A 13,660-nucleotide genomic window follows, 5' to 3' on the forward strand; every position below is an offset into this window, starting at 1 on the left:
CGTGGGTGCCGGTGAACTGGTTGCTCAAGGATCGTTTTGAATCGGGCAAGTACGCGGCGCATATCCGCACGCCGACGTTGCTGTTGGCGGCCAGTGATGACGAAGTGATAGGGCGCAGCAGTACACAGCGGCTGTTCGAGAGTTTTCCTGCGGGTGTGGCGACGCTGAAAGTGGTGCCGGACTCGGGGCATAACTCGATTTCCGAGCGGGGGGCGTATTTGCGGTGGATGGGGGATGTGTTGAATCGCTAGTGGTTGCTCCCCAGCGATAGAGGCGCTGGCCGGGCTGGCCCCTTCGCGAGCAGGCTCGCTCCCACGGGTGTTCCGGGTACGCCGCAAGTCCAATGTGGGAGCGAGCCTGCTCGCGAAGGCAGCGGTTCGAACAACAGCAATCCAATTGCATTTGCCGCCACTGAACCAAGTCCCAAAACTTCAGTCTCATTCGCGCCGCCACACACGGCTCACCCACTCAAGCGCTGTCCCCCTTTCAGAGCTGTCCGTCCCATGCGCCACGCCGTTCGTTCGTCTCGCTTCGTTTCGCTGTGCCTGCTGAGCCTGTTTCCTTTGTTCACTGAATCCGCCCACGCCAGTGCGGAGCGCGAGCTGGTGGCCGCCATCAATGATTACCGCGCCCATCCGCAACGCTGCGATCGCCGCCCTGCGCAGCGTCTGGCGCCTTTGGCTTTGAAATCGAATCTGGCCTTGCCGATCGGCTATCGCTACGGCGGCGGCATGCGCGAGGCGTTGAAGTCTTCCGGCTATTCAGCAATCACGGTTCGCAGCATCCGCATTATCGGAGCCGAAGACGCCGACGAGGCCTTCGATCAGTTGCAGAGCGATTATTGCGGCGCCTTGCTGGATGCGAACTACGCCGACATCGGCGTCAGCCATTCGCGCAATCAATGGCAGGTGGTGCTGGCGCAACCGGTGCTCGACAGCCGCGTCGGTGACAACCGCAGCGTCGGCAAGGCATTGCTCGCCGAGGTCAACGCTGCCCGCGCCCGGCCGCGCATGTGCGGCCGCCAGCGCTTTGCCGCCGCGCGGCCATTGAGCTGGAACGCCGCCCTCGGCGCAGCGGCTCAGGGCCACAGTAAAGCCATGGCTTACGGCAATTATTTCGCCCACCGCGATCCTGACGGTGACATGCCAGCCGACCGCGCCCGTGCTGCCGGTTATCGCGGCCGTCAGGTCGGGGAAAACATCGCTGCCGGGCAAAGCTCACCGGGCAAAGCCATGGCGGGCTGGCTGGCCAGCCCGGGCCATTGCGCCAACCTGATGAACCCGATGTTCACTCAGGTCGGCGCCGGCTTCGCCAGCGAAGCGCGCAGCGACGAGGGTGTTTACTGGACGATGCTGTTCGGCGCGCCGTAAATCACGGCTGGCTCCGGGCATTCTCATCGCTTGGCGTGGCCGGGCGCGGCATGACGTGTTGATGGCCGGTCGGGTCGTTGAGCTGGATGACATTACCCTTCTGCCACGCGTCAGCCCCCGTTGCGACAGGCGCCGGTTTGATCCCGGCGCGGGCCTTTTTCTTTTCGGCGCTATCAATGCCCAGACGCTGATCGCGCTGGCGGACCATTTGCGCATCGGCCTGACCGTCAGCGGTAAAGCCCATCATCAGCTGCGGCACGCCCAGCGGCAGTTGCTTGTCCTGATCGGTGTGCCAGGTGTGCCAGGTCTTGCCGTAGGTATTGGCGAGTTTTTCCATCAAGCGCGTTTCTGCCACTTGCGGGATGCCCGGCGCGACCAACTGGCCAGAACTGACTTCGTGAGCGTGGCTGTGCCACAAGGCTTTCTCTTTTGCCGGCAATTGCGTGAACAGGCGCTGGCTGATGATGTATTCGACGCCCATCAGCTTGGCTTCAGCGGTGTTGCCGTCGTAGATCACGCACTGGAACACTTCTTCGTTGAGCGCCGAGCAGTAGTGGTGCGCTTCCATCTGCGCGCCGGGATGACCGTTGTAAAAATGGAAACCATCGAGGTACATGTTCAACGCGCGAATTGGCGGCTTGTCCTGCAACCACTGCGCGCCGACTTCGAGCATTTCCGTGTCGGACGCCTTGGCCTGGCCGGGCGTCTGCACCGGCGAATCGGTGTTGCTCATGGCGCAACCGGTCAACGCGGCGACCATCAAACCGATAGGAACCCAACGTCCCTGTGAGGTTGTCGTACGCATGTTTCACTCCTCGAACTTTCAGTGACGGGCGCGTGCTGGCCCTGTTCTGCAACTGAAAGCAGGAGATCGGCAGAGTTCGAAAAAGCTGCGTGCGGATCAGACTGGAGAGATCGTCGCCAGCACGCCGATCAGAATGGTCAAGGTCAGGAAACCGCCGAGAAAAATCGCCATCTTGTACATGTTGCGCTCCTTGATGCTGGGTGTGCGGTGCACCGGACGCTGCGGGATGAGGTCGGAGGGTGACTGGCCGCACTGTCGGGGCATTCTGAGCCTGTGGCTGTACTGAATACAGAGGCAGATGAAACAGAAAAATACGAATCAGATGCGCATCTGATCCGCTTCGGGCATGAAGCGGTATTCAGGCTCAGACTTGAGGATCCACTTTCGGCGCGGTTGATCTACAGTCATTGCCGACCGACAACAAGAAAAACCGGAGTGACCATGCCCGACCTCGCCTTGCAGCCCAACGTCGCCGCGTCCCTCGAGCGCTGGCACGAGATGATCCGCAGCGGCAATCTCAAAGCCCTGCCTGATCTGCTCGATCCGCAAGCTGTGTTCCGCTCGCCCATGGCCCACACGCCCTACCCCGGCGCGCCGGTGGTGGCGATGATCCTCAACACCGTGTTTGAAGTCTTCGAAGATTTCGCCTATCACCGCGAGTTGGCGACGGCGGATGGCCTGAATGTGATTCTCGAATTCAGCGCCAGGGTCGGCAGCAAGGAACTCAAAGGCATCGACATGATTCGCTTCGATGAGCACGGCAAGATTGTCGAGTTCGAAGTGATGGTACGGCCGCTGAGCGGGTTGCAGGCACTGGGCGAAGAAATGGGTCGGCGCCTCGGTGCCTATCTCGCGTCCGCAAAAGCCTGAATCTTCGCCGGAACGTAGGAGCGTAGGAGCTGACGAGTGCAACGAGGCTGCGATCTTTTGATCCTGATCTTGATCTTCAAACGTCAAAGTCAAAGTCAAAAGATCGCAGCCTCGTTGCACTCGTCAGCTCCTACAGGTTCGGCGTACAAAAAAACCCACTGACCGTCGCCGGTTCAGTGGGTTTTGTGTGTCAGGGTTCTGCTTACAGAGCCATGTCACGTGCAGCGTTTTCCTTCGGCGCTACGGCTTTTTCAGCCGCAGGTGCCGCCGGAGCAGCTACCTGACCGATCACCGGAGGTGTCGGCAGTTCGAGGATCTTGGCGGTGTAAGCCCACTCGGCAGCCACTTTGGCCGGATCGCTGTTCAGCTGGGTGCCATAGCTTGGCACGATCTGGTGCAGCTTGGTCTGCCACTCTGGGGTTGCGACTTTGTCTTTGAAGACTTTCTGCAGCACGCTCAGCATGATCGGCGCAGCGGTCGACGCGCCCGGCGATGCGCCCAGCAGGCCGGCGATCGAGCCGTCTTGCGAAGCAACGATCTCGGTGCCCAGTTTCAGCACGCCGCCAGCGGCTTCATCACGCTTGATGATTTGCACACGCTGGCCGGCTTGCCACAGGCGCCAGTCTTCGGCTTTGGCGTTCGGGAAGTATTCCTTCAGCGCGTTCAGACGGTCTTCATCCGACAGCATCAACTGACCGGCAAGGTACTCGACCAGCGGGTATTCCTTGATGCCGACCTTGGTCATTGGCCAGATGTTGTGGGTGGTGGTGCTGGTCAGCAGGTCGAAGTACGAACCTTCCTTGAGGAACTTGGTGCTGAAGGTCGCGAACGGGCCAAACAGAATGACGCGCTTGCCATCCAGAACACGGGTGTCCAGGTGCGGAACCGACATCGGTGGCGCGCCAACCGAAGCCTTGCCGTAGGCCTTGGCCAGGTGCTGCTCGGCAATCGTCGGGTTCTCGGTCACCAGGAACGAACCGCCAACCGGGAAGCCTGCGTATTCCTTGGCTTCAGGAATGCCCGACTTCTGCAGCAGGTGCAGGGCACCGCCGCCGGCGCCGATGAACACGAACTTGGCGTCGGTCTCGGTCTTGCTGCCGTCTTTCAGATTTTTGTAGCTGACACGCCAGGTGCCATCGGCGTTCTTGGTGATGTCTTCGACTTCGCTCGACAGTTTCAGATCGAAGTTGGGTTTGGTTTGCAGGTGAGCGGCGAACTGGCGGGTGATTTCGCCGAAGTTCATGTCCGTACCCAGCGGGCTCCAGGTGGCCGCGATTTTCTGGTTCGGGTCACGCCCTTCCATCATCAGCGGTACCCACTTCTTGATCACAGCCGGGTCTTCGGAGTACTGCATGCCGGCGAACAGCGGGCTCGCCTGCAGGGCTTCGTAGCGCTTTTTCAGGAACTTGATGTTGTCATCGCCCCACACGAAGCTCATGTGCGGTGTGGTGTTGATGAACGAGCGAGGGTTCTTCAGCACGCCCTGCTGAACCTGCCAGGCCCAGAATTGACGGGAAACCTGGAACGCTTCGTTGATCTCGACAGCTTTCGGGATCGTTACGTTGCCCTTGTCGTCTTCCGGGGTGTAGTTCAGCTCGGCAAGAGCCGAGTGACCGGTACCGGCGTTGTTCCAGCCGTTGGAGCTTTCCAGGGCGACGCCATCAAGGCGCTCGACCATTTCCATCGACCAGGTCGGTTCCAGCTCATTGATCCACACACCCAGGGTGGTGCTCATGATGCCGCCGCCGATCAGCAGGACGTCAACTTTCTTCGCTTCGGCAGCATTGGCAGACGACATCCCCATCGCCAAAGCCAGACCGAGCAAGGCTGTGTTCACTTTCTTAAACATCTGTTGCACCTATGATAAAACGCCTTCCGCCCGTCGTTGTTATCAGTCTGCGTTGCGCTTGGTTGACGCTCAGGCTGGCATCGCGCAATCGGGCACACTTCAATATTGACGGGTGGGCACACAAGGCCGACATGTGGCATCGACCTCAGTTAATGTCCCTTCTGAACTGACTTCTTATCGTTATTGGCTTCAGCTGCTTGAGCGACAGGGATCCCGTCGGCCCGCTGAAAAGGCAGGCCAACCGAATTAGGTCAAAGCAAATTGGCGCGGAGAATATCACGTCAGGGCGAACCCGCGCGTCTGTTCCCGACTTGAAAGTCTTTTTCCGCTCAGGGACTTATCGGCCATCGGGCACCAAACATGATGGCGATCAGGCATCGGCCTGCAAACTTTTTTGCGCGATGTGCTTCGCAACTTGATAAATCAGTGCCAACCGCTCGTTGTTCATGCAGAAAATTACCTGCTACGTTGTACGATGACTGACGAAATAAACCAGTCATCCAAACCCAATAACAACAAGGAAACACCATGACCAAGTCCCGCCTCCTCATCGGCCTGTTCTGCGCCTTCAGCGCCTGCGCCATCGCCGCCCCTGCCCCGGCGGAAAGAGAAGTTGCCCAAGCAGTCGATCACCTGACCCAAGCGATGCTGCACAAAGACATCGCCGAACTGAACGCTCTGACCGCGCCGAACCTGACCTACGGCCACTCCAGCGGCAAGATTCAGGACAAGCAGGAATTCATCGCCGACATCGAAACCGGCCGCAGCGCATTCAAGACCCTGGAGATGCAAAAGCAGACCATCACGATGTCCGGCGATACCGCATTAGTGCGCCACCACTTCTCCGCACAGGCGTTGAAGGGGACCGAGGTGATTCCGACCGAGATCGAGAATTTCCAGATCTGGCAGAAACAGGGTGGGAAATGGTTGTTGGTTGGGCGGCAGGCGTTCAGGTTTTGATTAAGGGACCATTGGCCTGATTCAATCCTGTCAGAGCTGGCCTATTCGCGAGCAGGCTCGCTCCCACAAAGGACTCGACACTGGCGAACCTTGTGGGAGCGAGCCCGCTCGCGAAAGCGCTGGCTCAGGCAATAGAAAACCCGCAAGCCTACCCCAACATCACAACCGAAACCGATCCACCGACTGCGCCAACTGCCCCGCCAGATTCGATAATTCATCGGTAGTCGTCGCCGTCTGCCCGATCACCCGGCTATTGCCCTCGCTCATTCCCGCAATCATCTCCACCTGATGGGCGATTTCGTTACTGGCCATACTCTGTTCGCCAATCGTGCGGGTGATGTCGTTGACCAGTTGCGTGGTGTTCAGCGTGGCGTCGAGGATCTCGCGAATCGCCCGCTCGACTTCCGCCGTCACCGCCATGCCTTTGTCGACCTGCGCCACGCCGGCCTCCATGCTGGTGACCGCCTCGCGCGCCTGCTCTGGATGCGCGCGACCATCGCTGCGATTTCCTGGGTCGAGGCGCTGGTGCGTGCGGCCAGACTGCGCACTTCATCGGCGACCACGGCAAAGCCACGGCCCTGCTCACCTGCCCGCGCCGCCTCGATCGCGGCGTTGAGCGCCAGCAGGTTGGTCTGGTCGGCGATGCTCTTGATCACCTGAATGATGTTGAAGATTGCCTCGGATTCCTGATCCAGCGTGCGGATGACCTGCGCCGACTGCTGTGCCGAGCGGGCGATGTCGTCCATGTCGCTGACCACTTGGTGGATCACCCCGCCCCCCTCCTTGGCCAGGTTTTCGGCCTGATTGGCCATGCTCAGGGCACGTTCGGCGTGGCGGGTGATCTCTTCGATGCTCGCGGTCATCTGACTGGCGGCGGCCGCCATGGTCCCAGCGGCAACGCTTTGCTGCTGGCTGCTGTCGGCGACCTGATGGCAGCCTTGGCTGAGCTGCTCGCTCATGCCACTGACGCCGTGAGCGTTGCGCCGCACCACGTCGATCATGTTGCGCAGATCACGCTGCATGGTCGCCAATGTACGGATCAACACGCTGGCTTCGTCCTTGCCGGCGGGCTCGACAATCGGTTCGCTGAGATTGCCATGGGCAATGCTTTCGGCGATGCGGCTGGCGGATTTGAGCGGCCCCATGATACTCAGGATGACCCAGCGCCCCTGAATCAGCAGCAGCAACAGACTGACGACCAGCACCACTGCCAGCGCAAGATTAGCGTGACGGATGGCCGCTTCGGTGCCTTCGCTGGTGTGCAGGGTGTTGTTTTCGATCAGTTCGCTGAGCGCGCCCATCTGCTCTTCGAGCTGAGTAAAGGCGCTATTGAAAGTACCAAGCTGCTGCTCGGCGGCATCCGGCTTGTCCAGCGCCACGCCGACAATCTGTTCGGCGGACTTGATATAGGTGTCGAGGCTCGGCTTGATCTGCTCCAGCGCCGTGCGCAGCTGCGGGTTGATCGGCAATTTCAGGTTGTCATCCAGCACTTCACGAAAATGCCCGGCATGCTCGGTGAGCGAATCGCGCACCTCGGTCGCGGTGGCGGTGCTTTTGCCCAGGCCGACCAGCATCGCCGAATAGACATCGGCGCGCAGGGCGTCGTGCATCATGTCGGCTTCCATGTGATTGCGCAGCGCGCTCATGCTCACCGTGTTATCGCCGACCGCCGTGGCCATCCGCAGGTTGCCGACGTAACTGACCAGACTCACGATCAGCGCCGTCAGCAGGCTGGTCGCAATCAGCAACACCAAACGCAGTTTGATCGACACCGTGGAATCTCCCGTGGGCACGCTGGATTGCGCTTGTCGGATTTCAGTTAAGCCTATGTGCAGGGAACTGCCGACACAGAGCGTATCGGCTGATGTCAGCGGCGACTTGAATCCGGCAAAACTTTTCAAACGCGAACCCGGTCACACATTGCAGCGCCGCTGGATAATGCCTTCATCGCCGGTTAACCCTGGCCGGCTATCAATCCAGCGCTTCGAACATTCATGCAGCTGAAGGAAACGCTTATGAAACGCGCACTGTGGTTTGGTCTGCTCGGCACGTTGGCAATCGGCACCGCGCAGGCGGCAACGGAGAAAGTCGTGATCAACCTGGTCAGCGCCGACGGTGCGCCGCAGGCGATCGGTTCGGTGACTGTCAGTGAGACGCCTTATGGCCTGCTTTTCACCCCCGACCTGAAATCGTTGCCGGCCGGCATTCACGGTTTCCATGTCCATGAAAACGGCAGCTGCGAAGCGGGCACCAAGGATGGCGTCAAGGGCGCGGCACTGGCCGCTGGCGGACACTTCGATCCGGCGAAAACCGGCAAGCACCTTGGCCCTTACGCCGATGGACATCTGGGCGATCTGCCGGCGGTGTATGTGACGGCTGATGGTGTCGCCAACTACCCGGTGCTGGCGCCGCGCCTGAAGAAGATTTCCGAGATCAAGGGCCACGCCCTGATGATTCACGCCGGCGGCGATAACCATTCCGACATGCCCAAGCCACTGGGCGGTGGCGGTGATCGCATGGCCTGCGGCGTGATCTGATCCTTCAGCGCGGCGCTCGACGCCAGCGCGTCAACACCAGCAAGGACAGCCCGGCGCCGAACAGCGCCAGGGCCATGTCCTTCTGCGAATCCCATGGATCATTCTGCGCACCGACGAACGCCTTGCCAGTGTCGTCGCCCAGGTAAGCGCCGCCCACCCATTCGATCAATTCGTACAACGCCGACGTCGCCAGCACTACATTCAGGGTCAACAGCGCCAGCCACGCGCCGCGCAACGGCGTCAGGCGCAGCAGCACTTCGCGAATCGGCCAGACCAGCAGCAATCCATAGCTCAGGTGCACCAGCCGGTCATAGTGATTGCGTTCCAGACCCAGCACCTTGTTTACGCTGACGCCGGTCAGCAGTGTGCCCCACTGATCGTACGGCACCCGCGAATAGGTGTAATGCGCGCCGACTTCATGAATGCACAGGAAGGCGAAGAGCATCCCCAGCGACAGCGTCGACAGGCGAAAACGCCGATGCGCCAGCAGCAGGGCTAACACCAGCGCCAACGCCAAGACATTTTCCAATAGCCAGTCGACGCGGCTGCGCGGGAACAGGCCGAGCGCGATGGTCAGGCAGACAAATCCAGCGAGCAAAAGCGCTTCGATTCGCGTATCTGCCGGTTGGGCAATGTTGTCGCTGACTCTGACGAGCATGGTTCGCTTCTCGGCAATGCAGGCATGCGGTAGACACTCTGCCTTTTTGCCCGGTTCCTCGCCGCTTCGTTTTCAGCGCTAACGGAACTCCGGCGCGCCGTTCACCTCTGACGTTATGTAGTCCCTTCCCTTTTTGCTTAGCGCCTGTGGAGGAACACGTCATGCGCAAGTTAGTCCTGATTTCTTCTTTAATGCTTTGCCTGCCGGTCGGTTCGGCGCTGGCCCGCGTTGACGCGGGCGACGTCGCCACCTCCGCAGGTGTTTCCGCGTCGCTGTACTCGACCTTCAAGGACGACAAAATGGTGATTCCGGCCCGTGACGACGTGTCTGCCTTTGTCGCCAGCGGCGGGGCCATCCGTGGGGTTTATCTTGAGTCGGTACTGCAACAGGTGCGCCAGGCCAACCCTGGCTTGAACGCCAGCGATGAAGACCTGGCCAACGCCATTCTGGTGCAATACGAAGGCGTGCATCAGTAGTCACGAGGGAAGCAGCGGCCGATGGACGGCCGCTGAGTGCGCATAGGCAAATCCGTCCAACGGCCTCTATGATGGAGGCCATGACGACGACCCTGCCCTTGCGCTCACCCTGCCCACCCGGCGCCTGCATCTGCGGGCGCGATCCGTTGCTGGAAACGCCTGGCGCGGATTTGCGCATCCTGCGCCTGACTCGTGCCGAGGAAAAAATTCTCCTGGCGCGCCTGGAACAACTCAAAGACCTCGACGACCTCAAACGCCTGCAACAGCGCATGTACGAGCAGTTGGGCATCCGCGTCGACGTCGCCCCCGGATTCAACGAAGTGCGCACCATGCGCGGCATTGCCATTCAGATCGACGAGCTGCCGGGCCTGTGTCGCAAGACACGCGCAGCGATCCCGGCGGCGATTCGCAAGGGCCTGGAAAACCACCCGCAAATCGCCTTCGAACTGCTCAACGCCCACGACTTGCTGCGCGACACCTGATCACTTTTTCATGCCGACGCGTTTGCGCATCTCGGCGCTGATAGTCTGACGGGTCTTCTTCATGTCCGCCCAAGGCTCATCGCCGACTTCGGTCAGACGCTCGTGAACGTTGTAGATGTTCCAGTGATTACCGCCCTTGATTTCAGCGACTTCCTCCCGGTAGAGCGGCACCGACACCGGCATACCTTCCCGTGCCCGTGCGGCGTAAGCGCAAATGGTGGTGGCGCCGAGGCCGTTGCGCAGGTAATCGATGAAGATCCGACCGACGCGGTTTTTCGGCCCGGATACCGCTGAAATACGATCCGGCAGCAACTTGGCCATGTGGCTGACGATGGCGTGGCTGAAGTCCTTCACTTCATCCCAGCCGTGCTTGCGGGTCAATGGCACCACCAAGTGAATGCCTTTGCCGCCGCTGGTTTTCAGGAAGGCTTTCAGACCCAACTCATCGAGCACGGTCAGGGTCAGCGCGGTGGCTTCAACCATGCTTTTCCATGGCAGCGCCGGATCCGGGTCGAGATCGAGGACGAAGCGATCGGGCTTGTCCAGATCCACCTTCGTCGCGTTCCAGGTGTGCAGCTCCACCGTGCTCATCTGCACCGCGCCGACCAGCGCTTCGGGGTTATTGATCATCATCACTGGCTGGCCAGTGATGTCCTTGTCCAGTGCGGTGATGCCGGGAATGGCCAAGCGATCGGCGTTCTTCTGGAAGAACAATTCGCCGGCGATGCCATCGGGAGCACGCACCAGTGCGACGGGGCGATCCTTGAGTTGCGGCAGGATGTATTCGGCGACACTGGCGTAATACTGCGCCAGTTGCATTTTGGTCGTGCCGCTGACGGCGTCGATCACTCGATCCGGGTGGGTGATGCGCACCTTGCCGCCGGCCAGTCCTGATTGCGACGGTGCGGTTTCGGCTTTGCTGGCGGCGGTTTTCTTCGCCGGTTGCTTGGCGGCGGTTTTGGTTTTTTCGGTCTTTTCAGACTTGTCGGACTTGGCAGCTTTCACAGGCTTCGCTCGCTCCTCTGTAATGTCCTTGGCCGGTTTGTCATCGCGCAAACCATGGAACACGGCGTGACGCACCGAGCCATCCTTGGTCATCTCGGCGAATGCCACTTCGGCCAGCAGTTTGGGTTTGAGCCAGTGCACGCCCTTGGCCTCGAAACCGCTGGGCGGATTGACCACTGCGGCAGCTTTGGTCTGCAACGGCTTGAGTTGGGTGAGGATGCTTTTCAACGTGGTTTCGTTGAACCCGGTGCCGACCTTGCCGGCATAACGCAACTCGCCGCTGTCACGGTCGTGCAGGCCCAGCAGCAACGCGCCGAAAGCACTGCGCGCGCCTTTCGGATCGGTGTAGCCGACAATGACGAACTCCTGGCGATGCTTGCACTTGAGCTTGATCCAGTCACCGCTGCGCCGCGACACATAAGGCGAGCCGAGACGCTTGCCGATCAGGCCTTCCATCTGCATCTGGCAGGCGCTGTTGAGCAGCGCGTCCGGGGTTTCTTCGAAGGCTTCGGAGAAACGCAGCGTTGAGGATTCTTTCTGCGCACCGAGGATGGTGCTCAGCGCGGCGCGACGCTCTTCGACCGGTACGTCGCGCAGGTCAACGCCGTTGAGATACGGAACGTCGAACAGGTAATAAACGATATTGCCGCTGCGCCCGGCATCGAAGGCATTCTGCAACGCCTGAAAATCCGGCACGCCTTGCTCATTGGCCACAACCATTTCACCGTCGAGCCACGCTGATTCCAGACCCAATGCCGCCAGCGCCTTGGCCTGCTGCGGCAGTTTGTGCGTCCAGTCATGGCCATTGCGGGTGAACAGCTGAACCTCATCGTGATCGATCCGCGCCATGATCCGGTAGCCGTCGAACTTGATCTCGTAGCTCCACTGCCCTTCGGGTGCGCTGTCGACCAGCGTCGCCAGTTCCGGCTTGATCAGCGCCGGCAGCTTGGCCTTGCGCGCGCCGGTAAGCTGCCCGGACGCCTGCTTGCGCGGCTTGGCCGGGGCCTTTTTTATCGGTTTGGCTTTATCGGCGGCAGTCGCCGATTTGCCGACAATCGTGCGCTCGCTGAGCACGCTGTCGGGCTCGGCGACCAGCACGTCGAAATCATCCTGCGGGCGCGCGGCGTTGTCCTGATGCTTGATCAGGAACCATTGCTCCTTCTTGCCCGGCATGTGCGTGCGCACCAGATTCCATACGCCGCCGAGCTTCTCGCCCTGCAACTCGAACTTCAGCCGGCCCTTGGCGTAGGCCTTGTGCGGATCCTCCAGCGGAATCCACACGCCGCGATCCCAGACGATCACATCACCGGCGCCGTAATGCCCCTCGGGAATGCTGCCTTCAAACGTCGCGTAATCGAGCGGATGATCCTCGACATGGATCGCCAAGCGCTTGACCGAAGGATCCAGCGACGGCCCCTTCGGCACAGCCCAACTCTTGAGGGCACCGTCAAGTTCGAGGCGAAAGTCGTAATGCAGGTGCGAAGCGTCGTGCTTCTGGATGCAGAACTGCAAGGCATGATCCTTGGCCGACCTACGGCCCGAGCGCTTGACTGCGGCCGGTTCCGACGTCGCGGAAAAATCACGCATGCGGTTGTAATCGTCGAGGTTCCTGTTCATGAGCGCACCGATGGCAGACGGGTTCTGTTATGCAGAAGAGCGACACGGCGGGGGAAAAATTCAATCGAGGTAAAAAAGCCCCGGACGGATGGAGCGGCCGGGGCTTGTAACGACACATCCAGTAATTGGCTGGGCTGGCTAAACAGAGTGCAGACGCTAAGGTTTTTTCAAGTTCTTGAAAGGGAGGCAATGGAATGCCTGCTGCTGCAAAAGCCTGTCGTCTGAGAATGGGCCGACACTCTGAAACCGGAAGAATTTATTTACTGACCGTTGTGGTTAACCGACGTGAACGTGTTTTTACCAATTGGCACGACGGGAGGCTGGTGGTCAACGAGCTGAGACGTTGCAGTGAAGCCGGGTTAGCCACCTCTCTGGCTTGGGTCGTAATGCCAGACCATCTGCATTGGCTAGTGGAGCTTGATCACGGCTCGCTTGCGGATCTTATGTGTCGCGTTAAGTCCCGAAGTTGCCAGGCTTACAATCGAAGACATGGTCGCCAGGGACAATTATGGCAGCGAGGTTATTACGACCGCGCGTTGAGGCGGGATGAGGATCTTAGAGCCGCTGCGCTTTATGTAGTCAAGAATCCTGTAAGAGCCGGTCTGGTGGCGCGCCTTGGGGACTACCCTTTGTGGGATGCCATTTGGCTCTGAAGATCATAAGATCGCAGCCTTCGGCAGCTCCTACAGTTGCACCGTATTTCAAAGGTAGGAGCTGCCGAAGGCTGCGATCTTTTAATTTCAAAAACGCCGCACTCTGTGCAGGCAGGAACACCATGCGAGCTGTTCTGGTTTAGCCCTGAGGATTTTCCTTTCTGGCTCTGAAGATCAAAAGATCGCAGCCTTCGGCAGCTCCTACAGTGCACCGTATTCCAAATGTAGGAGCTGCCGAAGGCTGCGATCTTTTTATTTTCGAAACGCCGCACTCTGTGCAGGCAGGAACACCATGCGAGCTGTTCTGGTTGCGCCCTGAGGATTTTCCTTTCTGGCTCTGAAGATCAAAAGATCGCAGCCTTCGGCAGCTCCTACAGT

13 protein-coding genes and 1 pseudogene are annotated in these 13,660 nt (G+C 59.9%); 8 read left to right on the forward strand and 6 right to left on the reverse strand.

Features of this window, described 5'->3' with window-relative positions:
• On the forward strand, positions 1 to 251 hold a 251-nt coding region (locus D6877_RS12895), incomplete at its 5' end, for an alpha/beta hydrolase (RefSeq protein ID WP_241662891.1).
• A 252-nt stretch (positions 252 to 503) separates the two neighbouring features.
• A complete protein-coding gene (locus tag D6877_RS12900) occupies positions 504 to 1,370 on the forward strand; it encodes a CAP domain-containing protein (protein ID WP_130911032.1) in 867 nt (288 codons plus the stop codon).
• Between the two features lies 1 nt (position 1,371).
• Here D6877_RS12900 and D6877_RS12905 read toward each other — a convergent pair whose 3' ends face one another.
• Positions 1,372 to 2,130: an OBAP family protein gene (locus tag D6877_RS12905; RefSeq protein ID WP_241662894.1), complete on the reverse strand. Its 759-nt coding sequence runs from the start codon at positions 2,128 to 2,130 to the stop codon at positions 1,372 to 1,374.
• Positions 2,131 to 2,271: 141 nt separating this feature from the next.
• Entirely contained in the window at positions 2,272 to 2,439 is a 168-nt protein-coding gene (locus D6877_RS29380; protein WP_178083676.1) for a hypothetical protein, read from the reverse strand.
• A gap of 177 nt (positions 2,440 to 2,616) precedes the next feature.
• Between D6877_RS29380 and D6877_RS12915 the strand changes: the two genes are divergently transcribed.
• Entirely contained in the window at positions 2,617 to 3,045 is a 429-nt protein-coding gene (locus D6877_RS12915) for a nuclear transport factor 2 family protein (RefSeq protein WP_130911033.1), read from the forward strand.
• A 202-nt stretch (positions 3,046 to 3,247) separates the two neighbouring features.
• Here D6877_RS12915 and mqo read toward each other — a convergent pair whose 3' ends face one another.
• Positions 3,248 to 4,894, reverse strand: coding sequence for a malate dehydrogenase (quinone) (gene mqo, locus D6877_RS12920; RefSeq protein WP_130911034.1), 1,647 nt, complete (start codon positions 4,892 to 4,894; stop codon positions 3,248 to 3,250).
• A gap of 528 nt (positions 4,895 to 5,422) precedes the next feature.
• On the opposite strand from mqo, the gene D6877_RS12925 reads away from it, so the two are divergent.
• Complete coding sequence (locus D6877_RS12925) at positions 5,423 to 5,854, forward strand: nuclear transport factor 2 family protein (RefSeq protein ID WP_130911035.1); 432 nt, start codon at positions 5,423 to 5,425, stop codon at positions 5,852 to 5,854.
• Positions 5,855 to 6,013: 159 nt separating this feature from the next.
• Here D6877_RS12925 and D6877_RS12930 read toward each other — a convergent pair.
• Positions 6,014 to 7,626, reverse strand: a pseudogene (locus D6877_RS12930) (methyl-accepting chemotaxis protein).
• A 243-nt stretch (positions 7,627 to 7,869) separates the two neighbouring features.
• Here D6877_RS12930 and sodC point away from each other — a divergent pair.
• The gene (sodC, locus tag D6877_RS12935; RefSeq protein ID WP_130911036.1) at positions 7,870 to 8,391 is read left to right on the forward strand and encodes a superoxide dismutase family protein; all 522 of its coding nucleotides are present in this window, start codon (positions 7,870 to 7,872) and stop codon (positions 8,389 to 8,391) included.
• 4 nt (positions 8,392 to 8,395) lie between these two features.
• Here the strand turns inward: sodC and D6877_RS12940 are convergent, their stop codons facing one another.
• The gene (locus tag D6877_RS12940; protein ID WP_130911037.1) at positions 8,396 to 9,049 is read right to left on the reverse strand and encodes a DUF2238 domain-containing protein; all 654 of its coding nucleotides are present in this window, start codon (positions 9,047 to 9,049) and stop codon (positions 8,396 to 8,398) included.
• Between the two features lie 161 nt (positions 9,050 to 9,210).
• On the opposite strand from D6877_RS12940, the gene D6877_RS12945 reads away from it, so the two are divergent.
• A complete protein-coding gene (locus D6877_RS12945; protein WP_039762352.1) occupies positions 9,211 to 9,525 on the forward strand; it encodes a DUF2388 domain-containing protein in 315 nt (104 codons plus the stop codon).
• Between the two features lie 80 nt (positions 9,526 to 9,605).
• Positions 9,606 to 10,007: a hypothetical protein gene (locus tag D6877_RS12950; protein ID WP_178083677.1), complete on the forward strand. Its 402-nt coding sequence runs from the start codon at positions 9,606 to 9,608 to the stop codon at positions 10,005 to 10,007.
• On the opposite strand, the gene ligD is transcribed toward D6877_RS12950, so the two are convergent.
• A complete protein-coding gene (gene ligD, locus D6877_RS12955) occupies positions 10,008 to 12,629 on the reverse strand; it encodes a DNA ligase D (RefSeq protein WP_130911039.1) in 2,622 nt (873 codons plus the stop codon).
• Positions 12,630 to 12,856: 227 nt separating this feature from the next.
• Between ligD and D6877_RS12960 the strand changes: the two genes are divergently transcribed.
• Positions 12,857 to 13,282: a transposase gene (locus D6877_RS12960; protein ID WP_347233412.1), complete on the forward strand. Its 426-nt coding sequence runs from the start codon at positions 12,857 to 12,859 to the stop codon at positions 13,280 to 13,282.
• Positions 13,283 to 13,660: the final 378 nt, after the last annotated feature.

Origin of the sequence: Pseudomonas sp. Sample_9 (genome assembly GCF_004307535.1) — a bacterium.
In the GTDB taxonomy this organism is placed as follows: domain Bacteria; phylum Pseudomonadota; class Gammaproteobacteria; order Pseudomonadales; family Pseudomonadaceae; genus Aquipseudomonas; species Aquipseudomonas mercuritolerans.

Excerpts from the sequence above, each read along its gene's own strand:
- D6877_RS12900 (WP_130911032.1), top strand. The coding sequence starts at position 504 with ATGCGCCACGCCGTTCGTTCGTCTCGCTTCGTTTCGCTGTGCCTGCTG.
- D6877_RS12905 (WP_241662894.1), bottom strand. The coding sequence starts at position 2,130 with ATGGTCGCCGCGTTGACCGGTTGCGCCATGAGCAACACCGATTCGCCG.
- D6877_RS29380 (WP_178083676.1), bottom strand. The coding sequence starts at position 2,439 with ATGCCCCGACAGTGCGGCCAGTCACCCTCCGACCTCATCCCGCAGCGT.
- D6877_RS12915 (WP_130911033.1), top strand. The coding sequence starts at position 2,617 with ATGCCCGACCTCGCCTTGCAGCCCAACGTCGCCGCGTCCCTCGAGCGC.
- mqo (WP_130911034.1), bottom strand. The coding sequence starts at position 4,894 with ATGTTTAAGAAAGTGAACACAGCCTTGCTCGGTCTGGCTTTGGCGATG.
- D6877_RS12925 (WP_130911035.1), top strand. The coding sequence starts at position 5,423 with ATGACCAAGTCCCGCCTCCTCATCGGCCTGTTCTGCGCCTTCAGCGCC.
- sodC (WP_130911036.1), top strand. The coding sequence starts at position 7,870 with ATGAAACGCGCACTGTGGTTTGGTCTGCTCGGCACGTTGGCAATCGGC.
- D6877_RS12940 (WP_130911037.1), bottom strand. The coding sequence starts at position 9,049 with ATGCTCGTCAGAGTCAGCGACAACATTGCCCAACCGGCAGATACGCGA.
- D6877_RS12945 (WP_039762352.1), top strand. The coding sequence starts at position 9,211 with ATGCGCAAGTTAGTCCTGATTTCTTCTTTAATGCTTTGCCTGCCGGTC.
- D6877_RS12950 (WP_178083677.1), top strand. The coding sequence starts at position 9,606 with ATGACGACGACCCTGCCCTTGCGCTCACCCTGCCCACCCGGCGCCTGC.
- ligD (WP_130911039.1), bottom strand. The coding sequence starts at position 12,629 with ATGAACAGGAACCTCGACGATTACAACCGCATGCGTGATTTTTCCGCG.
- D6877_RS12960 (WP_347233412.1), top strand. The coding sequence starts at position 12,857 with ATGGGCCGACACTCTGAAACCGGAAGAATTTATTTACTGACCGTTGTG.